We start from the raw sequence: 22,322 nt of genomic DNA on the forward strand, positions 1-22,322 counted from the left end.
CGTGCAGCGAACAAATACGCCACCGGTCTGGCGCGAAGGGTGCACGACTGTGACCTCTACGAGGTGGCGAGACGGGTGCCCGCTCGGCAGAATCGATCCATGACCTCAGTCCGGTCCGCCCCCGACCCCGAGGGAGCCCGACCGAGCATGACCTCGTCTCCCGGCCTCGCCGTCGCCGCCGTCGCGCGCCGGCTCGGCGTCGCGCCCGCGACCCTGCGCACCTGGGACCGTCGCTACGGCCTCGGCCCCTCGCAGCACCGGGCCGGCTCCCACCGGCGCTACACCGACGACGACGTCGCTCGCCTCGTCGTGATGCGCCGCCTCACGCTCGACGGCGTCGCGCCCGCCGACGCGGCCCGCGCCGCGCTCGCCGCGGACGAGGAGGAGCTCGCCGCGAACCGTGGCGCGATCTCCTTCGACGACCGCGGCGGCGACGGCGCGGGCGACCTCGACGCCGACGAGCCCGAGGCCGAGGACGAGGCGCCCGAGCCGCCGCCGTCGCGCCCGTTCCTGCGCGCCGTCCCGGGGGGCGAGCCCGCACGGGGCGCCGGCCCCCGTCCTCTCGGCGTCCGGGAGGGACCGCGGCCCACGCGCGTCTCCGACGTCGTCGACGCCGCGATCGCCTACGACCAGCGCGCGTGCGACCGGCTGCTGCGCATCCCGACGGGCGGCGACCCGGCCGCGTGGTGGTCCGACCTCGTCGAGCCCGCGCTCGAGCGGCTGGCCGAGCGCACCGTGCTCGCCGGCCCGGGCGAGGTGCCCGAGGTCGTGCTCGCCAACGCGACGCTCGTCGCGCTGCGCGAGTACACGCAGGCGAGCGAGGACGCGATCGTGGCCGCCGGGGGACCGCCCCGGAACCACCCGAGCCGCATGCGGCGGATCGTGCTCGTGTTCGCGGCGCCCGACGAGCCGCTCCCGCTGGCCGCGCACGCGCTCGCCGCGTCGCTCGCCTCGCACGGCGCGATGGCGCGCATCGTCACCGGCCCCGCGAACGTGCACCGCACGCTCGAGATCGTGACGATGGTGCGGCCGTCCGCCGTCGCCATGGTGACCACGCAGGCGCGCCCCGACCTGGGCATCGTGCACGCCGCGCACGACGCGAACCCGAGCCTGCCGTTCTTCGTCGGTCTCCCGAGCGACCAGGCCGCGGAGGAGCTCCCGCTCGCCGCGACCGTCCACCGGGTGCGCAGCTTCACGGGCCTCCTGCACGAGCTCCTCGCCGTCGTGCGCTGAGCCGTCCGGGGACCGGTCGGACGGGCGCGGCGCGCGCCCACGCGTCCACGTGCCTCCCGCCCGTCCGTGCCTTCCAGGCGCGGGCGGGCGGGGGACCGGGCGGGAATACGGCGAGGGCCCCCGGCGTAGAATCCTGGTGTGACCGCCTCGCCCGTCCCCGCCGCCGTCCCCGACCGTGACCCCTTCGGATTCCTGGGTCTCACCTACGACGACGTCCTGCTGCAGCCCGGCTACTCGGACCTGGCGCCGTCGGACATCGACACCACGACGCGCCTGACGCGTGAGATCTCGATCCGCGTGCCGCTCGTCTCGGCGGCCATGGACACCGTCACCGAGTCGCGCATGGCCATCGCGATGGCGCGCCAGGGCGGCATCGGCGTGCTGCACCGCAACCTCTCGATCGAGGACCAGGCGCTCCAGGTGGACCTGGTGAAGCGCACGCAGACGGGCATCATCGACAACCCGGTGACCATCGGCCCCGACGCGACGCTCGAGGAGCTCGACAAGACCGCGGGCGAGTACCGGATCTCCGGCTTCCCGGTCCTCGACGCCGAGCGCCGCCTCATCGGCATGGTGACCAACCGCGACCTGCGCTTCACGCCCGTCGCCGAGTGGGCGACGACGAAGGTCGACGAGGTCATGACGCCCCAGCCGCTCATCACGGGCCCGGCGGGCATCTCCCGCGAGGAGGCGACCGCGCTCCTGCGCAAGCACAAGCTCGAGCGCCTGCCGCTCGTCGACGCGGACGGCCGCCTCACCGGGCTCATCACGGTCAAGGACTTCGTCAAGTCGGAGCAGTTCCCCAACGCGTCGAAGGACGGCCAGGGCCGCCTGCTCGTCGGCGCCGCGATCGGCTACTTCGGCGACGCGTGGCAGCGCGCCACGACGCTCATCGACGCGGGCGTCGACGTGCTGGTCGCGGACACGGCGCACGGCAACGTTCGGATGCTCATCGAGATGGTCGCGCGCCTCAAGTCCGACCCGGCGACGCGCGACGTCCAGGTGATCGGCGGCAACGTCGCGACGCGCGAGGGCGCGCAGGCGTTCGTCGACGCCGGCGCGGACGCGGTCAAGGTGGGCGTCGGGCCGGGCTCGATCTGCACCACGCGCATCGTCACGGGCGTCGGCGTCCCGCAGGTGACAGCCGTCTACGAGGCGTCGCTCGCCGCGCGCCCGGCCGGGGTCCCGGTCATCGCCGACGGCGGCATGCGCCACTCGGGCGAGATCGGGAAGGCGATCGTCGCGGGCGCGGAGACGGTGATGCTCGGCTCGATGCTCGCGGGCACCGAGGAGTCCCCGGGCGAGACGATCCTCGTCAAGGGCAAGCAGTACAAGGCGTACCGCGGCATGGGTTCCATGGGCGCCATGTCCTCGCGCGGCAAGAAGTCGTACTCGAAGGACCGCTACTTCCAGGCCGAGGTCACGAGCGACGACATGATCGTCCCCGAGGGCGTCGAGGGTCAGGTGCCCTACAAGGGGTCGCTCGGCACCGTGGCGCACCAGCTCGTCGGCGGCCTGCACCAGACGATGTTCTACGTCGGTGCCCGCACCGTGCCGGAGCTCCAGGAGAAGGGGCGCTTCATCCGCATCACGTCGGCGTCGCTCAAGGAGAGCCACCCGCACGACGTGCAGATGACGGTCGAGGCCCCCAACTACACGGGCTTCTGAGCGCGCAGCACCACGACCGACGGCCCGGCACCATCCTCACGGGGTGGCGCCGGGCCGTCGTCGTCCCGTCAGCGCTGCGTGCGGTCGGCGGTCACGACGCCATGACGCGCGCGTGCAGCGCCTGGACGGCGTAGCGCGCGGCCCAGAACGCCCCGTGCTGCCAGGCCGAGATCTCGGACATCCAGTCGCCCGCGAAGTACACGTTCCCGGCGCCCTGCTGCAGGAGCTTGAACCGGGACGACTGCGTGTTCGGGTACGCCCACGCGCCCTCGATGTAGGGCACCTTGTGCCACGCGATGGAGAACGAGCTCTCGAGCTCCGTCCGGTACTTCTCGCCGTGGATCTTCACGCCCTGCTCGACGGCGCGCATCTCCCGCTGCCGCGGCGTCATGTCCGCGTAGGCGCGCGCGTTCGCGCCGGTGTTGTAGTAGCCCACGACGAGCCCCCGGCGCTCCCCGTAGCCGTAGGACGGGTACCAGACGTGGGCGAGGTCCATGTCGGTCTCGGTGATGCCGCCGTAGATCCGGTGGTCGTCCTCCCAGAACCGCGACCGGTACTGCAGCCCGATCTTGCCCGCGGGCGACCCGACGGCGAACTCGCCGAGCGCGGCGTCGACGTCGGGCCCCCAGTTGGTGTCCCAGCGGCGCATGAGCCCCGCGGGCGCCGAGACGACGGCGAAGTCGGCGTCGATCTGCCGCGCCTTGCCGTTGTGGGCGGTGTACGTGACCGAGACGCCGCGCGGCGTGTTCTTCACCGCGGTGACGGGCGAGCTGAGCTGGACGTTCTGCTTGCCGATCGCCCTGACGAAGTAGTCGTAGGTCGTGTCCATGCCGCCCTTGGGCTGGAACATGAGCATCGACTGCTCCCAGTTGATCTCGAACGGGAAGTACTGCCCGACCTTCGAGGCGAGCACCTCCGACACCGAGCCCGGGCCGGGCAGCGGCGTGCCGTGCTCGTTCCACGCGGACGGGTAGACCGCGTACCCGCGGTTGTTCCCGCCCCGGTAGCTCCCGTCGGCCTGGAGCGAGCCCCACGACCGGAGGAACGCGCGCAGGTTCTCCTTGTCCGCGGCGGTGAGCTTCTGGTCCAGCGCGCCCTGGTCGGTCGCATAGCTGAGCAGCTCGGACGTGTAGCCGAACACGTCGGCCTTCGCGGTGCGGTACCGGACCGGGTTGCCGGGGGTCGCGCCGGAGCGCTCGTTGTAGAGGTAGGCGTCCGCGTTGGCGTTGGTGAACACCTCGTAGGGGACGCCGAGCTCGCGCAGGTAGTCCATGGTGACCATCCACTGGGCGATGCGCCCCGCGCCCGCGTTCATGTAGACGCCGTCGGCGAACCGCGCCTTCTGCGTGACGCCGTTGACGTCCGTCTCCGCGTCGCCGCCGCGTATCGTCAGCGTCCGGCCGCCGACGCGGTGCCGCGCCTCGAGGACCGTGACGCGGTAGCCGGCCTTCTGCAGCTCGTACGCCGTGGCGAGGCCCGCCGGCCCGGCGCCGACGACGACGACCTTCTTCGCGGAGCGGCCGGTGAGGCTGAAGTCGCTGCCCCGCGGCGGTGTCCACGACTCGTTCCGCGGCTGGGCGGCGGCCGTCGGGGCGAGGCCCACCGCGCCCATCGTCGCGAACATCACGCCGGCGCTGGAGCCGACCCCGACGGCCTGGAGGAAGTTGCGGCGCGAGACGCCGGTCGTCTTCTCGTCAGTGACCATGTGGCTGGAGCCCTCTCGTCCACGGCCTGACGGGCGGCGAGCCCGGCCCACGATGCCGGGTGCCGCCGTCAGCACCGGGCCCGACGCTAGGGACGTGTCGTCGCGAGCACGGGTCCGGCGCGTTTCGCGTCGGTCAACGGTTCGCGGCTCTCGTAAACGTCTCGTGTCGCGGCCCTCGGCGACGCCCGCGGGGCGGCGCGCCGCAGCGTCGGGCACGCGGCGGGACCGGCGACGACCCGACACGTCGCCGTCACGGCGCGGAAACGGAGGCTGGCTAGCGTCGCGGCCCCGGCGGTCCTCGCGACCGGCCGGAGCCCGGGCGCCAGGGTGGCGCCCGTCGTCCCCTGGGAGGCCTGCATGAAGAACCGCACCAAGGTCGTCGTCGCCGTCGCCCTCACCGCCGCCGTCGCCGTCCCCGGCACCGCCGTCGCCGCCGGGAAGCTCTTCGAGCCGAGGCCCACCGAGGCCCACTCCTTCGTCACCGGCGACACCCCGTCCATCGCCGACGGCGTCGCGATCGGGAAGAACGTCGCCTGGTACAAGTCGTCCGGCCTCGGTCCCGCCGCGATGAACACGACGCCCGGCGCGACGGCCGAGCAGCGCTACGTCCCGACCGACGTCTTCCCCGGCGGCGTCCTGCCGGCCGGCGTGACGATCACGGAGGCGCAGGGCATCAACGTCCTCATGCGGATCGGGGAGAACCTCGAGCGGGCCGGGCTCTCCTACGACGACGTCGTCTCCATGCGGGTGTTCCTCCAGAACCCCGCCGGCCAGGAGAAGATGGACTTTGCCGGCTGGAACCGCGCCTACCGCCAGTTCTTCGCGAACACGAACCTCGCGACCGGCGCGACGCTCGAGGTCCAGCTCGGCTCGGCCCGGACGGCGCCCATGGTGGTCAACGCGGCCCGGCCGTCGCGCTTCGCGCTCGAGATCGAGAACCTGCCGGTCGACGGCTGGCTCGTCGAGGTGGAGGTCGACGCCGTCTACCCGAAGTGACGACGACGGGCCGCCCTCCCGCAGGAGGGCGGCCCGTCGTGGTCGTGCCGGCGCGGTCCCGAGGGAGCTGACGACGCCGAGGGCGGCGAGGGGTCAGTCGCGGAACGTCTCGATGTTCGCGCCGAGCTCGCGCAGGCGCTCGGTGAGGCCCTCGTAGCCGCGCGCGATGATGTCGACGCCGCGCAGGACGGAGGTGCCCTTCGCGGCGAGCATCGCGAGCAGGATGACGACGGCGGGGCGCAGGGCGGGCGGGCAGCTCACCTCGGCGCCCGACCAGCGCGTCGGGCCCGTCACCTGGAGCCGGTGGGCGTCCAGGAGCCGCACGTCGGCGCCGAGCCGCGTGAGGTCGGTGAGGTGGATCGCGCGGCCCTCGTAGACCCAGTCGTGGATGAGCGTCGTGCCCTGCGCGTTCGCGGCGATGACCGCGAAGAACGGCAGGTTGTCGATGTTGAGGCCGGGGAACGGCATGGGGTGGATCTTGTCGATCGGCGCGTGCAGCTCGCTGGGGTGCACCGTGACGTCGACCAGGCGCGAACGGCCGTTGCGCGCCACGTACTCGGCGCTCTGCGTGTACCGCAGGCCCATCTCGGCGAGCGTCGCGAGCTCGATCTCCATGAACTCGATCGGGACGCGGGCCACGGTGATCTCCGAGCCCGTGACGATGCCCGCCGTGAGCAGGCTCATCGCCTCGACCGGGTCCTCCGAGACGGCGTACTCCACGTCCACGTCGATGTCGGTGCGGCCGTGCACGCGCAGGGTCGTCGTGCCGATGCCCTCCACCTGCACGCCGAGCAGCTCGAGGTAGAAGCAGAGGTCCTGCACCATGTAGTTGGAGCTGGCGTTGCGGATCGTCGTCACGCCGTCGCGGCGGGCCGCGGCCATGAGCGCGTTCTCGGTGACGGTGTCGCCGCGCTCGGTGAGCACGACCGACAGGTCCGTGCCCGACGCCGGGGCGACGGTCGCGTGGTAGTTCCCGCCCGTCGCGGTGACGGCCAGGCCGAAGGGCCGCAGGGCGATCATGTGCGGCTCGACGGTGCGGGTCCCGAGGTCGCAGCCGCCCGCGTACGGGAGCTCGAAGGTGTCCCGCAGCCCGAGCAGCGGCCCGAGGAACATGATGATCGAGCGCGTGCGGCGCGCGGCGTCCACGTCGATCGCGGCCAGGTCGAGGCGCTCCGGCACGACGATCTCGAGGTCCCTGCCGCCCGTCGTCCACGTGGCCCGCACGCCGATGGAGCGCAGCACGTCGACGATGCGGTCGACCTCGACGATGCGGGCCACGCCGCGCAGGGTGGTGCGGCCGCGGTTGAGGAGCGAGGCGCACAGCAGCGCGACCGCGCCGTTCTTGGAGGAGTTCACCTCGATGCGGCCGGAGAGGGTGTGGCCGCCCTGGACGCGCAGGTGCGCGTGCTTGGGGCCGCCGAGGCTGATGATCTCGGAGTCGAGCGCGAGCCCGATGCGGTTGAGCATCTCCAGGCTGAGGTTCTGCGAGCCCTGCTCGATGCGGTGCACGGCGCTCTGGCTCGTGCCGAGCCGCTCCGCGAGCTGGGTCTGGGTGAGACCCCGGTTCTGGCGGGCGCCGCGGATGAGCGCGCCGACCTGCGTGAGAGGTGCGTCGTCGATCGCTGTCATGAGAGCGACGATAACTCATGGATGAGATATCGACGCGGCGACGGGTGTCCTCAGGCCCGCCACCATGCCTTCACCACAGGACCTTCACCCGCATCATGAGATATACCCGCAGCTGGCGCCGCGGGCGTGTGCCCGGGTCAGCCCGGCCAGCGCCCGTCCGCGCCGGCGCCGACGTAGGGCTGGTCGCGGTCCGGGTCCAGGGCGTCGACCCACCGCCGGTGCGCGACGACCTGCAGGTCGTGCAGCGCGACCGGCCCGAGCCCGGCCAGGTCCGGGTACGCGCGGGCGAGCGCGTCGAGCAGGTCGAGCGTCGCGAGCACGTCCCCGTCCGCCGTGTGCAGGGGCCCGACGTCGAGCACCTCGTAGCGCGCGCACAGGTCGACGAGCCGGCGCTTGCCCTCGCGGGCCGGGTCCCACGCCCGGTCGAGCACGAGCGGGTCGAGCACCGGCCGCACGGGCCGCCCGAGGCGCGCAGCGAGCGTCGGCAGGCCGTGCCGCACGAGCTCGGTGTCGAGGATCGCGAGGTCGAACGCGGCGTTGTAGGCGACGAGGGGGACGCCGTCGCGCTGGGCGTCGACGACGAGCGTCGCGATCTCGTCGAGCGCGACGGCGGGGGCCGACCCGTGCGCCGTGGCGTGCGCGGTCGTGATGCCGTGGATCCCCGTGGCCTCCGCCGGGATCTCGACGCCCGGGTCCAGGAGCCACGTACGGACGTGCGTGGCGCCCGGCTCGCGGAGCACGAGCGCGGCGGTGACGACGCGGTCGACGTCGACGTCGAGGCCCGTGGTCTCGGTGTCGAGACCGAGCAGCGGTCCCGCCGTCCAGGGCGTCGTCGTCACGGTCCACCTCTGCCGTCCGGTCGGGGCCCCGGGGCGCCCGGCGCTCCCGTCGTCGCCGGACGTCCCGGCGACGAGCGTCACCCTGCCAGCGCCCACCCACACGGTGGTCGGTGCAGGTGACGGGCACGGCCCGCCGGTAGGCTGACCCGGTGAGCAACGAGATCGAGATCGGACGTGGCAAGCGCGGTCGGCGCGCGTTCTCCTTCGACGACGTCGCCGTCGTGCCCTCGCGGCGCACGCGCGACCCGGAGGAGGTGTCGGTCGGGTGGCAGATCGACGCCTACCACTTCGACCTGCCGATCCTCGCGGCACCCATGGACTCGGTCATGAGCCCGGCGACCGCCGTCGCGCTCGGCAACCACGGCGGCCTCGGCGTCCTCGACCTCGAGGGCCTGTGGACGCGCTACGACGACCCGACCGCGCTCCTCGAGGAGATCGCCGGGCTCGAGCCGCTCGAGGCGACGCGCCGCATGCAGGAGATCTACGCCGAGCCCATCAAGGCCGACCTCATCACGCAGCGCCTCAAGGAGATCCGCGCGGCGGGCGTCACCGTCGCCGCGGCCCTGTCGCCGCAGCGCACCCAGGAGCACTACCAGACGGTGGTCGACGCGGGCGTCGACCTGTTCGTCATCCGCGGCACGACGGTCTCCGCCGAGCACGTCTCCGGCGTCGCGGAGCCGCTCAACCTCAAGCGCTTCATCTACGAGCTCGACGTCCCGGTCGTCGTGGGCGGCGCGTCCACGTACACCGCGGCGCTGCACCTCATGCGCACGGGCGCCGCGGGCGTCCTCGTCGGCTTCGGCGGCGGCGCCGCCCACACCACGCGCGTCTCGCTCGGCATCCACGCGCCCATGGCGACCGCGGTCGCGGACGTCGCGGCCGCGCGCCGCGACTACCTCGACGAGTCGGGCGGCCGCTACGTGCACGTCATCGCGGACGGCGGCGTCGGCCGCTCGGGTGACCTCGTCAAGGCGGTCGCGTGCGGCGCCGACGCGGTGATGCTCGGCGCGGCGCTCGCGCGGGCCGAGGAGGCACCGGGCAAGGGCTGGCACTGGGGCTCGGAGGCCCACCACGCCCAGCTCCCGCGCGGCGAGCGCGTGCGCGTCGGCACGGCCGGCACCCTCGAGGAGATCCTCTTCGGGCCGGGCCGCCAGGCGGACGGCACGCTCAACCTCGTCGGCGCGCTCCGCCGGGCCATGGCGACGACCGGGTACTCGGACCTCAAGGAGTTCCAGCGCGTCGAGGTCGTCGTCTCTCCGTACCAGCCCCGCTGAGCCCGCCGTGGCCGGACGCATCGCCGACGGTCCGCGCCTGACGCACGCCGGCGACGGCGCGCCGGGCGGCAACGGCTCCGTGCCCGCCGCGGGCGCGGGCCGCCCGGAGACTGACGTCGCGGACGCGGTCTCGACGGAGGCCTCCACCGACCTGGTCTTCACCGAGGTCGAGGACGCCGACGTCGAGGCGGTGGTCGCGCTGTGGCGGGAGTGCGGGCTCACCCGGCCCTGGAACGACCCGTACCGCGACCTCGCCGACGCCCGCCTGGGCGAGACCTCGACGGTGCTCGTGGGTCGCGCGACGCGCGACCTGCCCACGGTGGCCCCGGGCGGTGCTCCCGAGGCGCCCGGGGTCGCGGCCGGGGAGCTCGTCGCGACGGCGATGGCCGGCGTGGACGGGCACCGTGGCTGGCTCTACTACGTGGCAGTCGACCCGCGCGTCCAGGGGCGCGGCGCGGGCCGTGCGACGGTCGTCGCGGCGGAGGCGTGGCTCGCCGCGCAGGGTGCGCGGGCCGTGCGCCTCATGGTGCGCTCCACGAACGACGTGGTGCGCGGCTTCTACGAGCGCCTGGGGTACGCGGACCAGGAGTGCGTCGTGCTCGGCCGCCCGCTCGGAGCCCCGGACGCCCGCGACGCCCGACGATGACCCCCGCCGCGTGGCGGCCGGACGACGACGAGCTCGCCGCCCTCGAGACCGAGCACCGCGCGCGCGTCGCCGCGCTCGACCCGCTCGTGGCGGTCCCCGCTCTCGGTGCCACCGCGGGCGACGAGCGTCTCCTCGCCGTGCGGCTCCCGGACGGCTCCCGGGCCGCGGGGCTCCTCGGCGTCGGGGACGTCGGACCCGGCTCCGCGGCGGCAGGGTTCCGCGCGCTGCGCGAGCACCGGCTGCGGGCGCGCGCGGCGGGACCGGACGTGGGCGGCGCGGTCCGCGCGCTCGTCGCGGCCTGGACGGCGCGCGTCGCGCGCGACCCGGGCAGCGCACCGGCGGGCGACGGGCTGCCCGAGCGGGGCCCCGCACCCCGCGACCACGGCCTGGCGCTCCTGTGGCCGAGCCGCGACGTCGAGGCCGTGGGCGCCCTCGCGGCGAGCGGCCTGCGCCCGACCGTGCACCTCGCCGCGCGCCGCGGCACCCGGCCTGCCCGGCCCCGCACCGACCTCCCCGGGATCGTGCTGGCCGACGCCGGCCCGGACGACGTGGCCGCCGTCGTCGAGCACCAGCGCGCCGAGCTCGCGTACGACGAGCTCGTGGGCGCGGCCCGCGTCCGGCCGCTCGCGGCCGAGCACCTCGCCGCCCAGGTCGCCGCCGCCGTCGAGAACCCGCGCACCACGGTCCTCGTGGCGCGCCACCAGGGGCCGGGGGAGCGGAGTGGTGAGGTCGTGGGCGTCGTCGCGGTCGAGCCGCCGGAGCGCTCCGGGGCCGTGGCCGGGACCGTCACGGCGGGGCCGGTCGCCTACCTCGTCCTGCTGCACGTTAGGGGCGGCGCGCGCGGGACCGGGGTCGGCGGGGCCCTCGTCGACGCGGCGCTCGCGCGCGTGCACGAGCAGGCGGGGCCGGGCGCCGTCGTCGTACTGCACCACGGCGTGCTCAACCCGCTGTCCGCGCCTTTCTGGGCGCGGCAGGGCTTCCGGCCCGTGCTCACCACGTGGGAGCAGCCCGTCGACGCGCTGTCAGCGCCACGACGTAGCCTGTCCCCATGACGAGCTCATCCGGCACACCCGGCTCCGGGCGCGGCGACGGCGCCGCGCTGGACGGCCTGATCGACCCCGAGAACCCGGCCGCGACCTACGTCCTCGAGCCGGAGGTCGTGGCCCCCCTCGCGCAGCGCGTCGTCACGAGCAACGAGGCGGGCATGCACCGCTCCGTCCTGCCGTCCACGGGAGCCCCGCTCGCCGCGGTCCCCGTCTCGTCCGTCGAGGACGTCGCCCGTGCCGTGGCACGCGCGCGGGCCGCGCAGCCGGCCTGGGCAGCCCGCTCGGTGCGCGAGCGCGCGGCGGTGCTGCGGCGCTTCGGCGAGCTCGTGCTCGCGCGCCAGTCGGACGGCCTCGACCTCATCCAGATGGAGTCCGGCAAGTCGCGGCGCAGCGCGTTCGAGGAGGTCGCGGACGTCGCGATCCTCACGCGCCACTACGCCCAGCGCGGCCCGCTCTACCTCGCCGACCGGCGGGCGCCGGGGATGCTGCCCGTGCTCACCGGCACGCGCGTGCACCGTCGTCCTGTGGGCGTGGTCGGCGTCATCGCGCCGTGGAACTACCCGCTGACGCTCGCGTTCGCCGAGGCCGTGCCCGCGCTCGTGGCGGGGAACGCCGTCGTGCTCAAGCCGGACCCGCAGACGACGCTCACCGCGCTGTGGGGTTCCGAGCTGCTCGAGGAGGCGGGGCTGCCCGCCGACCTGTTCCTCGTCGTCGCGGGCGGGGGAGACGTCGGCGCTGCGGTGACCGACCACGTGGACCACATCGCGTTCACGGGCTCGACGGCCACCGGCCGCAAGGTCGCGGCGCGGGCGGGGGAGCGCCTCATCGGCGCGACGCTCGAGCTGGGCGGCAAGAACCCGCTCTACGTCGCGGCCGACGCCGACGTGCGCGCCGCCGCGCGTGGCGCCGTGCGCGCGTGCTTCTCCAACTCCGGCCAGCTCTGCGTGTCGATCGAGCGGCTCGTGCTGCACGAGGACGTGGCGGACGCGTTCCTCGACGAGTTCGTGCCCCTCGTGCGTGAGATGCGTCTCGGCGCCGGGCTCGACTACTCGGCGGACATGGGGTCGCTCACGTCGCAGGCGCAGCTCGACCGCGTGGTCGCCCACGTCGAGGACGCCATCGCGCGCGGCGCGCGCGTCCTCGCGGGCGGCGTGCACCGGGCGGACATCGGCCCGTGGTTCTACGCGCCCACCGTCCTCGACGACGTGCCCGACGACGCGGCGTGCGCGCGCGAGGAGACGTTCGGCCCGGTCGTCTCCGTGCGCAGGGTCGCGAGCGACGACGAGGCCGTCGAGGTCATGAACGACACCGAGTACGGGCTCAACGCGAGCGTGTGGACGCGCGACGCCGCCCGGGGCCGCCGGATCGCGGCGCGCGTCGAGGCCGGGACGGTCAACGTCAACGACGGCTACTCCGCGACGTGGGGCTCCGTCGGGGCGCCGATGGGCGGGTTCAAGGCGTCGGGCCTCGGGCGCCGCCACGGGCGCGAGGGGATCGAGGCGCTCACCGAGGCGCAGACGATCTCCGTGCAGCGCGGCGCGAACCAGGGCCTCACGCTCGACACGCTCTACCAGCTCGGCGGGGAGCTGCCGAGCAAGGTCCTCACGTCGGCGCTCGACGTCATGCGCCGCCTGCGGCTGCCCTGACGGAGCCCGCTCAGCGGAGCACGGCGTCGAGCACGGCCTTCGTCGCCGCGGGAACCTCGCGGGCGCGGTAGAGCACGACCTTCCACGGCTCCACGCTCGCCGCGCTCACGCCGACCCCCACGGCGTCGAGACCCGCGACGCGGCACGAGAACAGCGTGCGCGGCAGGTGGTACCCCTGCGTGACGACCACCGCCGTGCCGACGCCGAACTCCGACGCCGCGCGCGTGCACGTCGCGTGGGTGTCGAAGCCCTCGCGGTCGAGCAGGATCGCGTCGTCGGGCACGCCGCGGCCCAGCAGCCATGCGCGCATCGAGCCGGGCTCGTCGTAGTCGTCGTGCGCGTCGCCGCTCACGAGCACGACGGGCGCGACGCCCCGGTCGTAGAGCTCGGCCGCCGCGTCGAGCCGACGGCGCAGGTACGTGGACGGCGTCCCGTCCGGCCGCAGCCCCGCACCCGGCACGACGATCGCGTCGCTCGGCGGCACGTGCGCGGGGTCGGCGACGTGCGAGCGCCCCACGGCCTGCACCACGACGAACGGCGCCAGGACGAGCACCACGAGCCCGGCGGCCGTCCCGAGGGTCAGGCGCCGCCGTCGGGACCGGCGCGGACGCCCCGACGAGGACCTGTCGGACGACGGTGCTGTCGGGGCTGCTGCTGACGGCGTGGTGGTGGGCGGCGACGCCGGATCGTCGGTCACGTCCCGACCCTAACGTCGCCGCCGCGTCGACCAGGCGCTCCTGGCCGGCCGAGCAGGTGGTCCTGGTCCGTCCGCCGTCCGGGACGGACCAAGACCGCCTGTTCGGCGGGTGGGGGTGGGGCCGGGGCCGGGGCCGGGGCCGGGGGCGGGGGAGGGAGCGAGGGTCAGGTCAGGTGGGGGAGGTGAGGGTCGTGAGCTCGGCGGTGAGGTTGGCGCGGGCGCGGTCCTCCCAGAGCGCGGCGGCCTGCGGGGTGCGGAACAGCGTGCCGCCTCCGAGCAGCGCGCGCAGGACGGCGGCCCGCCCGGTGCGGAAGGCGTCGTCGGGCACGTGGGCGTACTCGGCGCGCACCTGGCGGGCGTAGCGCGCGTACCGGTCCGGCGCGGACCCGAGGACGGCGAGGTCGGCGTCCGAGACGAGCGCCCCGGGCCCGTCGCCCGGCGCCGGGGCGTGGTCGGTCGTCACGAGCACGAGCCGCACGACCTCCTCGACCTCGCGGGCACCGAGGTGGCCCGCCAGCCGGGCGTCCGCGAGCTCGGCCGACCGCTCCTCGTCGCGGCCCGCCTCGCCGTCGTGCACCGCGTCGTGGAACCACAGCGCGAGCTGCGTCACCGCCGGCATCACGCCCGTGACCGACGCCGCGCCGCTCGGTGCGCCGCCCAACAGCGCGCCGCTCGGCGCGCCGCCCGACACCGCGCCGCCCGACACCGCGCCGCCGGACGTTCCGCCCGACGCCGTGCTGCCCGACGCGGCGGCGGTACCTGCGCGGGCGGGTGGCCGGGCGGCGTCGGGCACGCCGGGCGGGCGTCCTTCCAGGAGCGCGAGGGAGTCGAGCGCGTGCACGAGGTGCTCGGGCCCGTGGTAGACGCGGTGCGGCTCGTGCCAGCGCTCGACGAGCTCGACGCCGACGTCGCGCGCGCCCGGGAGGAGCGCGGCCCAGCGCGCGAGGAGCGCGTCGGCCTTCGCCGCGCGCCGCGCCCGGCCGGGGACGCGCAGGCCGGAGGCGCCGAGGCGCCGCGCGAGCTCGCGACCCCCGACGGGCACCGCGCCCGCGGCGACCGCGACGTCGTACCGCTCGGCGGCGACGTCGTAGTGGTCGAGGTCGAACGCCCGCGGGCTCACGCCGATCGACGCCGCGAACGCGTGCAGCTCCGCGAGCGACGCGTCGGACACGAGATGGCTGAACAGCGTCCCGTGGGCGGGCCACGCGGGCGGGTCGATGAGAACGGTCACCGCCCGAGCATGCCACCGACCGGCGAGCCGACGCGCGGGCGTCGGCTCACCGGCCGGGGAGCGGCCTGAGCCGCGTAGGTGTCACCCGGAGGAGCCCGGGCGTGCGGGGATCAGCCGGCGCGCGAGGCCGCCTCGACGACCTCGACCGACTGGCGCGCGATGGCGAGCTCCTCCATCGTCGGGACCACCATGACGAGCGTGCTCGTCCAGTCCGGCGAGATGACGCGCGGCTCGCCGGAGTCGACGGCGTTGCGGTCCGGGTCGACGGCGAGGCCGAGCGGCTCGAGCCCCTCGACGACGGCGGCGCGCACCTCGGCGTCGTGCTCGCCGACGCCTGCGGTGAAGGCGACGACGTCCACGCGGCCGAGCACGGCGGCGTACGCGCCGACGTACTTGCGCAGCCGGTGGATGTAGACGTCGAACGCGAGGCGGGCACCCTCGTGGCCGGCCTCCATGAGCCGGTGCAGCTCGCGGAAGTCGTTCACGCCGGACAGCCCCTTGACGCCCGAGCGCTTGTTGAACAGGTCGTCGATCTCGTCGATGCTCATGCCCGCGTTGCGCGCGAGGTGGAACACGACCGCAGGGTCGATGTCGCCCGTGCGCGTGCCCATGACGAGGCCCTCGAGCGGGGTCAGGCCCATCGAGGTCTCGACCGGCACGCCGCCCTTGACGGCCGACGCCGAGGCGCCGTTGCCGAGGTGCAGGACGATCGTGTTGAGACCCTCGATCCGGCGCCCGAGGACGCGCGCGACCTTCCCGGACACGTACTGGTGGCTCGTGCCGTGGGCGCCGTAGCGGCGGATCGCGTACTTCTCGGCGACCTCGGCGTCCAGGGCGTACGTCGCGACGTGCTGCGGCAGCCGCTGGAAGAACGCGGTGTCGAACACCGCGACGTGCGGCACGTCGCCGAGCAGCGACCGCGCGACCTCGATGCCCTTGACGTTCGCCGGGTTGTGCAGCGGCGCGAGCGGGGACAGCGAGCGGATACGCTCGAGCACGCCGTCGTCGACGAGGACCGGGTCGGCGAACAGCGAGCCGCCCTGCACGACGCGGTGCCCCACCGCGTACACGTCGGCGTCCGAGAGGGTCGGGCCGACCTCGTCGAACATGCTCAGCGCGATGCGCAGCGCGTGCCCGTGGTCCGCGACGGGCTCCTCGCGCGTCGTCGTGTTCCCGGCGAACCGGTGCTTGATGATCCCGGACTCCTCGCCGATGCGCTCGATCGTGCCCGCGGCGATCGCCTCGCCGCCGACGGGGTTGACGAGCTGGTACTTGAGCGAGGACGACCCCGAGTTCATGACGAGCACGGACCCGTGCGCGCCGTACGCGCTGTAGGGGTTGGGGCGCTCGCCCTCGGGCAGGATCGTCATGACGTGGCTCCCTGGGAGTCAGAGGTGGGGTCGACGGCGTCGGCCGGGGCCTGCGCCTGGATCGCGGTGATCGCGACGGTGTTGACGATGTCCTGCACGAGCGCGCCGCGCGAGAGGTCGTTCACCGGCTTGTTGAGGCCCTGGAGGACCGGGCCCACCGCGACGGCGCCCGCCGAGCGCTGGACCGCCTTGTAGGTGTTGTTGCCCGTGTTGAGGTCCGGGAAGATGAACACGGTCGCGCGCCCCGCGACGTCCGAGCCTGGCATCTTCGACGCCGCGACGGACGCGTCCACGGCCGCGTCGTACTGGATCGGGCCCTCGACGAACAGGTCGGGGCGCCGCTCGCGCACGAGCGCGGTGCCCCGGCGCACCTTGTCCACGTCGGCCCCCGAGCCGGACTCGCCGGTCGAGTACGACAGCATCGCGACCCGCTGGTCGACGCCGAACTGCTGCGCCGTCGCCGCCGAGGAGATCGCGATGTCCGCGAGCTGCTCGGCCGTCGGGTCGGGGATGACCGCGCAGTCGCCGTAGACGAGCACACGGTCCTGCAGGCACATGAGGAACACGGACGAGACGACGGACACGCCCGGCTGGGTCTTGATGATCTCGAACGACGGCTTGATGGTGTGCGCCGTCGTGTGCTTCGCACCCGACACCATGCCGTCCGCGAGCCCGAGGTGGACCATCATCGTGCCGAAGTAGGACACGTCCTGGACGCGCTCGCGCGCCTCCTCGAGCGTCATGCCCTTGTGCGCGCGCAGCCGCTGGTACTCCGCGGCGAACCGCTCGACGAGCTCCGGGTCGTGCGGGCTGACGACGTGCGCGGCGTCGATGTCGAGGCCGAGCTCCGCCGCGCGGGCGCGGACCTTCTGCTCCTCGCCGAGGATCGTCAGCTCCGCGACCTGGCGGCCGAGCAGCGTGGACGCGGCGCGCAGGATGCGGTCGTCGTCGCCCTCGGGCAGCACGACGTGCTTGCGGTCCGCGCGGGCGCGCGACAGCAGCTCGTACTCGAACATCAGCGGCGTGACGACCTCGGGCCGGGGCACGTCGAGCCCCGCGAGGAGCGCCGCGCCGTCGACGCTCTGCTCGAACAGCGCGAGCGCCGTGTCGACCTTGCGCTGCGACTCCTTGGTCACGCGGCCCCGGGCGCTCGCGGCGGCGCTCGCCGAGCGGAACGTCCCGAGGTCGGTGCGGATGATCGGCAGGCTCGGGTCGAGGTCCGCGACGAGGCGCGCCGTCGACTCGGGCGGGAAGAAACCGCCGTTGAGGATGACGCCCGCGAGCGACGGGAAGCCCGACGCCGAGTGGGCCGCGAGCAGCCCGATGAGGATGTCCACCCGGTCGCCGGGCGTGATGACGACGGCGCCGTCGGTGAGCCGGTCGAGCAGGTGCTCGAACGACATCGCACCGACGAGCAGGTCGGTCGCCTCGCGCGCGAGGAGCTCCTCCTCGCCGAACGCGAGCGTCCCGCCCACGGCCTCCATGAGGATCCGCACGGTCGGCGCGTCGAGGAACGGGTCCTCGGGCACCGCCCAGCCCGGCAGCCGCGTGCCCGGGGCGGGCTGCGCCGTCGGGCCCGACGACGCCCCGCCCGCGAGCGGCTCGCCGTCCGGTCCCAGCGACCCGAGCAGCGCGCGCACCGCGTCGAGGTCGTCCGGCTGCACGCGGTTCGCGACGACGCCGATGGGCTGCGCGTGCTGCGAGCGCAGCTCGGCGACGCTCACCTCGATGAGGTTGCCCACGGCGTCGGGCGTGCGGCCCTTGCCGGAGACGACGAGGAGGACCGGCGCGCCGAGGTTCGCCGCGACGCGCGCGTTGAACGACAGCTCGGTCGGCCCGGCGACGTCGGTGTAGTCCGTGCCCACGACGACCACGAAGTCGCACTGGCTCGCGACCTCGTGGTACCGGGCCACGATCCGCGAGAGCGCGGCCTCCTGGTCGGCGTGGACGTCCTCGTACGTGACGCCGATCGCCTGCTCGGCGGTGACGTCCACGCCGTCGTGCGCGAGCAGCAGCTCGAGCACGTAGTCCTGCACGTCCGGGCCGGCGGCCCGGGTGACCGGCCGGAAGACCCCGACCCGCTGGACCTTGCGGACCAGCAGGTCGAGGACCCCCAGCGCGATCGTGGACTTGCCCGTCTCGCCCTCGGGCGAGGTGATGTAGATGCTGCGAGCGGTGTCGCTCACTCGTTGTCTCCTCCGGTGTCCTGCACGGCGGCGCTCGCGCCGTTGTACTGCGGGCCACCCTCCTCGGTCGCCGTCTCGCCGACGTCCGGCCACACCCAGTCGCGCACCTCGGGGATGTCCTCCCCGTGCTCGCGGGTGTACTGGCGGGCCGCCAGCCGCGCGTCGACCATCTCCTGGCGCAGGCCCGCGTAGGTCGAGCGCAGGGACGGCACACGGTCGATGACGTCGATCACCAGGTGGTAGCGGTCGATGTCGTTGAGCATGGCCATGTCGAACGGGGTGGTGGTGGTGCCCTCCTCCTTGTAGCCGCGCACGTGGATGTTCGCGTGGTTCGTGCGGCGGTACGTGAGGCGGTGGATGAGCCACGGGTAGCCGTGGTAGTTGAAGATGACCGGCCGGTCCGTCGTGAAGAGCGTGTCGAAGTCCTTGTCCGACAGGCCGTGCGGGTGCTCCTTCTCGTCCTGGAGCCGCATGAGGTCCACGACGTTGACGACCCGGACCTTGAGGTCGGGGATGCGCCGGCGCAGGATGTCCGCCGCGGCGAGCACCTCGAGCGTGGGCACGTCGCCCGCGGCGCCGAGCACGACGTCCGGGTCCTCGCCCTCGACCTCGGTGCCGGCCCAGTCCCAGATGCCGAGGCCGCGCGAGCAGTGCGCGATCGCCTGGTCCATCGACAGGAACTGCGGCGCGGGCTGCTTGCCCGCCACGACGACGTTCACGTACTGGCGCGAGCGCAGGCAGTGGTCGTACGTCGAGAGCAGCGTGTTCGCGTCCGGCGGCAGGTAGACGCGGACGATCTCGGCCTTCTTGTTCACGACGTGGTCGATGAAGCCCGGGTCCTGGTGGCTGAAGCCGTTGTGGTCCTGGCGCCACACGTGGCTCGACAGCAGGTAGTTGAGGCTCGCGACCGGGCGCCGCCACGGGATGTGGTTCGTGACCTTGAGCCACTTCGCGTGCTGGTTGAACATCGAGTCGACGATGTGGATGAAGGCCTCGTAGCTCGTGAACAGGCCGTGCCGCCCGGTGAGCAGGTAGCCCTCCAGCCAGCCCTGGCACTGGTGCTCCGACAGCATCTCCATGACGCGGCCGGCGCGCGCGAGGTGCTCGTCGACGTCGGGCCCGAAGAAGTCGGCGTTCCACTGCTTGTCCGTGACCTCGTACACGGCCTGGAGGCGGTTCGACGCCGTCTCGTCGGGGCCGAAGATCCGGAAGTTGTCCGGGTTCTTCCGCACGACGTCGGTGAGCCACTGCCCGAGGACGCGCGTCGACTCGGCGATGCTGCTGCCCGGCCCGGTGACGTCCACGGCGTAGTCGCGGAAGTCCGGCAGACGCAGGTCCTTGAGCAGGAGGCCGCCGTTCGCGTGCGGGTTGTCGCTCATCCGGAGCGTGCCCTCGGGGGCGAGCGCCGCGACGTCGTCGACCAGGCGGCCGTCCTCGTCGAACAGCTCGTCGGCCCGGTAGGACTCGAGCCAGCCGCGCAGCACCTCGAGGTGCTCCGGGGTGTCCCGGGCGCTCGCGAGCGGCACCTGGTGCGCGCGCCACGAGTCCTCGGTCTTCTTGCCGTCGATGACCGGCGGGCACGTCCAGCCCTTCGGCGTGCGGAACACGATCATCGGCCACGCGGGACGCTCGTCGTTCCCCGCCGCGGCGTCGGCCTTGATCTGTGCGATGTGGTTGAGCACCTCGTCGAGGAGCTGTGCGAAGCGGCGGTGCACCTCGAAGTGGTCCTCGCCGTCGAACCCGCCCGTGAAGAAGTACGGCGTGTGGCCGTAGCCGATCATGAGGTCGCGCAGCTCGTCGTCGCTGATGCGCGCGAGCACCGTCGGGTTCGCGATCTTGTAGCCGTTGAGGTGCAGGATCGGCAGGACGACGCCGTCGTTGCGTGCGTTGACGAACTTGTTCGAGTGCCAGCTCGTCGCGAGCGGGCCCGTCTCCGCCTCGCCGTCGCCGACGACCGCGGCGACGAGCAGGTCGGGGTTGTCGAACGCCGCGCCGTACGCGTGGGAGAGCGCGTAGCCCAGCTCACCGCCCTCGTGGATCGACCCGGGCGTCTCCGGCGCGACGTGGCTCGGGATGCCGCCCGGGAAGGAGAACTGGCGGAACAGCCGGCGCAGGCCCTCGGTGTCCTGGGTGACGTCCGAGTAGGTCTCGGAGTACGTGCCCTCCAGGTACGCGTTCGCGACGAGGCCGGGGCCGCCGTGGCCGGGGCCGGCGACGTAGATCGTCGACTGGCGGCGCTGCGCGATCGCGCGGTTGAGGTGCGCGTAGAGGAAGTTGAGGCCCGGCGTGGTGCCCCAGTGGCCCAGGAGGCGCGGCTTGACGTCCTCGCGGTCCAGCGGCGTGCGCAGCAGCGGGTTGTCGAGGAGGTAGATCTGGCCGACCGAGAGGTAGTTCGCCGCGCGCCACCAGGCGTCGACCCGACGCAGGGTGTCGTCGTCGAGCGGTGCGATCTCGGTGGGCTGCCAGGCGGTGGACTCGGTGACGGTGGTCGTGCTCATCTCACGCTCCTGCGGGGGAAGGGTCCGTGAACGACTACGGCTTCATACAACCCCATCGACCGGGGGCCTGCACTATTCCTCCTGGCGCCGGACGGTGTGACCTGCGCCCACGACGGCACAAAAGGTCCAAGGTCCCGCGCCCGGGAACCACGGCCGAGGACGTTGTCCCCGACGCCGGGGGCCGCTGGGCGGCGTGTGACGTTCGCCCGCCAGTCGGTCCGGATGCGGGGACCCGCCCGCGCCCCGGATACCGTGGGGTCGTGCCCGAGCCCACCGCGCCCCGCTCGTTCTGGGCGGTCGCCCGCCAGCCCCGGGTCGTCGGGCTGCTCGTGCTCCTCCTCGTCGCCGCGGCGGTGTGCGCGCGGCTCGGCGTCTGGCAGCTCGACCGCGCCCAGCAGCGCGCCGAGCTCGCGGCGCAGCACGAGGCCGCCGAGCTCGAGGCCGCCGGACCCGAGGGCGTCGGCGTGCTGCTCCCGCCGCAGTCCACGTTCCCCGGCGAGCTCGTCGGCCGGCAGGCCTGGGTCGAGGGCGAGTACGACGCGGAGGGGCAGCTCCTCGTCGAGGGTCGCGCGCTCGACGGCCGTGTCGGCTACCTCGTGCTCACCCCGCTCCACGTGACCGATGACGGCACCCAGGGCGCGTCGTGGGCCGACCTCTCGGGCGCCCCGGTCCTGCCTGTCGTGCGGGGCTGGGTCGAGTCGCCCGAGGAGAGCGCCGCGCTCGACCCGCCGGACGGCGTCGTGCGCCTCACCGGCTACCTCCAGGCCTCCGAGGCCGCCGGGCAGGGCGGCTCCGCCCCCGGCCGCACCGACGCGATCTCCACGGGCGAGCTCGTCAACGCGTGGGGCGGGCCGATGTACTCGGGCTACCTCGTGCTGCTGTCCTCGGACCCGGCGCAGCCGTCGGCGGCCGACGGCGGCCCGGCCCAGCTCCCGCGCCCGACGATCGAGGGCGGCACGGGGCTCAACCTGCAGAACCTGTTCTACGCGCTCCAGTGGTGGGTGTTCGGCGGGTTCGCCGTGCTGCTGTGGGTCCGGCTCGTGCGCGACGAGGCGGCGGGCGGCAAGCGCCGCGCGCGCGGGGAGGACGCCGGGATCGCCGGCCTCCCCGGCCCGGCCGACGCCGACGCGACCGGCCCGCGAACGACCTCCTGAGAGCGGATCGGGAGCGCACGCGCCGCGTCCCGGGGCGGGAGCGGACGGACCACCGTCTCACCACGTGACACACCGCTTGCCGGACATATGTACGGACCTCAGTCTTATCCCGCCCGGACAGAGCGTCCGGGCGGTCCGCCGGTCGACGTCGCCCGGCGGTCGGAGAGACACGGGGGTACTCCATGAAGAAGCGTCTTGCACCGTTCGCGGTGGCAGCGGTCACGATCGGACTGGTCCTCGCGCCGGCGGCGAGCGCGAGCGCGGCGAGCAGGACCACGCCGTACAACTGCGGCACCCGCGACGCGAAGATCACGGCGAGCGCGCCGACGAACGTGTCGCTCCGGGTCAACGGGACGACCAACAGCGCGCGCAACAGCGCGGGCGCGGCGGTGACGATGTACGACTACGACGGCCAGGGCACCGCCTACGCGACGTCGACCGACGCGTCGGTGGCGATCCACGTCTCGTGCTTCTGACGCGCTCGTCCCGTCGGGTCGTCTGACT

Annotated in this window: 17 protein-coding genes; 9 read left to right on the top strand and 8 right to left on the bottom strand. The window is 74.0% G+C overall.

All coding sequences use genetic code 11. The features are described from left to right. Positions 1-99 precede the first annotated feature (99 nt). On the top strand, positions 100-1,233 hold the full coding sequence (locus MT994_RS08770; RefSeq protein WP_354805913.1) for a MerR family transcriptional regulator: 1,134 nt from the start codon (positions 100-102) through the stop codon (positions 1,231-1,233). A gap of 138 nt (positions 1,234-1,371) precedes the next feature. Continuing rightward, positions 1,372-2,901, top strand: coding sequence for an IMP dehydrogenase (guaB, locus tag MT994_RS08775; protein WP_021479849.1), 1,530 nt, complete (start codon positions 1,372-1,374; stop codon positions 2,899-2,901). Positions 2,902-2,992: 91 nt separating this feature from the next. Here guaB and MT994_RS08780 read toward each other — a convergent pair whose 3' ends face one another. Next, positions 2,993-4,606, bottom strand: a complete 1,614-nt coding sequence (locus tag MT994_RS08780; RefSeq protein ID WP_114553186.1) for an FAD-dependent oxidoreductase — start codon at positions 4,604-4,606, stop codon at positions 2,993-2,995. A 357-nt stretch (positions 4,607-4,963) separates the two neighbouring features. On the opposite strand from MT994_RS08780, the gene MT994_RS08785 reads away from it, so the two are divergent. Further along, the gene (locus tag MT994_RS08785; RefSeq protein WP_031316315.1) at positions 4,964-5,602 is read left to right on the top strand and encodes a Rid family hydrolase; all 639 of its coding nucleotides are present in this window, start codon (positions 4,964-4,966) and stop codon (positions 5,600-5,602) included. Positions 5,603-5,695: 93 nt separating this feature from the next. On the opposite strand, the gene MT994_RS08790 is transcribed toward MT994_RS08785, so the two are convergent. Further along, positions 5,696-7,231, bottom strand: a complete 1,536-nt coding sequence (locus MT994_RS08790) for a UDP-N-acetylglucosamine 1-carboxyvinyltransferase (protein ID WP_021482704.1) — start codon at positions 7,229-7,231, stop codon at positions 5,696-5,698. A gap of 137 nt (positions 7,232-7,368) precedes the next feature. Continuing rightward, complete coding sequence (locus tag MT994_RS08795) at positions 7,369-8,070, bottom strand: exonuclease domain-containing protein (protein ID WP_144680615.1); 702 nt, start codon at positions 8,068-8,070, stop codon at positions 7,369-7,371. A 149-nt stretch (positions 8,071-8,219) separates the two neighbouring features. Between MT994_RS08795 and MT994_RS08800 the strand changes: the two genes are divergently transcribed. Genes MT994_RS08800 through MT994_RS08815 form a run of 4 tightly spaced genes read left to right on the top strand, consistent with a single transcriptional unit; the run spans position 8,220 to position 12,682 of the window. Continuing rightward, a complete protein-coding gene (locus MT994_RS08800; protein ID WP_034653983.1) occupies positions 8,220-9,344 on the top strand; it encodes a GuaB3 family IMP dehydrogenase-related protein in 1,125 nt (374 codons plus the stop codon). A gap of 7 nt (positions 9,345-9,351) precedes the next feature. Then, a complete protein-coding gene (locus MT994_RS08805) occupies positions 9,352-9,990 on the top strand; it encodes a GNAT family N-acetyltransferase (RefSeq protein WP_354805914.1) in 639 nt (212 codons plus the stop codon). Beyond that, entirely contained in the window at positions 9,987-11,042 is a 1,056-nt protein-coding gene (locus MT994_RS08810) for a GNAT family N-acetyltransferase (RefSeq protein WP_354805915.1), read from the top strand. Before MT994_RS08805 ends, MT994_RS08810 begins: the two co-directional genes overlap by 4 nt. Further along, positions 11,039-12,682: a succinic semialdehyde dehydrogenase gene (locus MT994_RS08815; protein WP_354805917.1), complete on the top strand. Its 1,644-nt coding sequence runs from the start codon at positions 11,039-11,041 to the stop codon at positions 12,680-12,682. Before MT994_RS08810 ends, MT994_RS08815 begins: the two co-directional genes overlap by 4 nt. A gap of 10 nt (positions 12,683-12,692) precedes the next feature. On the opposite strand, the gene MT994_RS08820 is transcribed toward MT994_RS08815, so the two are convergent. From MT994_RS08820 to MT994_RS08840, 5 genes are all read right to left on the bottom strand, one after another. Then, a complete protein-coding gene (locus tag MT994_RS08820) occupies positions 12,693-13,379 on the bottom strand; it encodes an ElyC/SanA/YdcF family protein (protein ID WP_354805918.1) in 687 nt (228 codons plus the stop codon). A gap of 169 nt (positions 13,380-13,548) precedes the next feature. After that, a complete protein-coding gene (locus MT994_RS08825) occupies positions 13,549-14,610 on the bottom strand; it encodes a DUF4031 domain-containing protein (protein ID WP_354805920.1) in 1,062 nt (353 codons plus the stop codon). Positions 14,611-14,720: 110 nt separating this feature from the next. Continuing rightward, a complete protein-coding gene (locus MT994_RS08830; protein WP_043656335.1) occupies positions 14,721-15,980 on the bottom strand; it encodes an acetate kinase in 1,260 nt (419 codons plus the stop codon). Next, on the bottom strand, positions 15,977-18,166 hold the full coding sequence (pta, locus tag MT994_RS08835) for a phosphate acetyltransferase (protein WP_354805922.1): 2,190 nt from the start codon (positions 18,164-18,166) through the stop codon (positions 15,977-15,979). Before pta ends, MT994_RS08830 begins: the two co-directional genes overlap by 4 nt. Beyond that, positions 18,163-20,664, bottom strand: a complete 2,502-nt coding sequence (locus MT994_RS08840) for a phosphoketolase family protein (protein WP_085388382.1) — start codon at positions 20,662-20,664, stop codon at positions 18,163-18,165. The genes pta and MT994_RS08840 overlap by 4 nt, the downstream gene beginning before the upstream one ends. A 260-nt stretch (positions 20,665-20,924) precedes the next feature. Between MT994_RS08840 and MT994_RS08845 the strand changes: the two genes are divergently transcribed. Both MT994_RS08845 and MT994_RS08850 read left to right on the top strand, forming a co-directional pair. After that, positions 20,925-21,818 (top strand): SURF1 family protein, encoded by an 894-nt coding sequence (locus MT994_RS08845; RefSeq protein WP_354805924.1) that lies wholly within the window; start codon positions 20,925-20,927, stop codon positions 21,816-21,818. Between the two features lie 182 nt (positions 21,819-22,000). Next, the gene (locus MT994_RS08850; protein WP_034654148.1) at positions 22,001-22,294 is read left to right on the top strand and encodes a hypothetical protein; all 294 of its coding nucleotides are present in this window, start codon (positions 22,001-22,003) and stop codon (positions 22,292-22,294) included. The last annotated feature ends 28 nt before the right edge of the window (positions 22,295-22,322 follow it).

Origin of the sequence: Cellulosimicrobium sp. MI9406 (assembly GCF_040595865.1) — a bacterium.
GTDB lineage: Bacteria > Actinomycetota > Actinomycetes > Actinomycetales > Cellulomonadaceae > Cellulosimicrobium > Cellulosimicrobium funkei.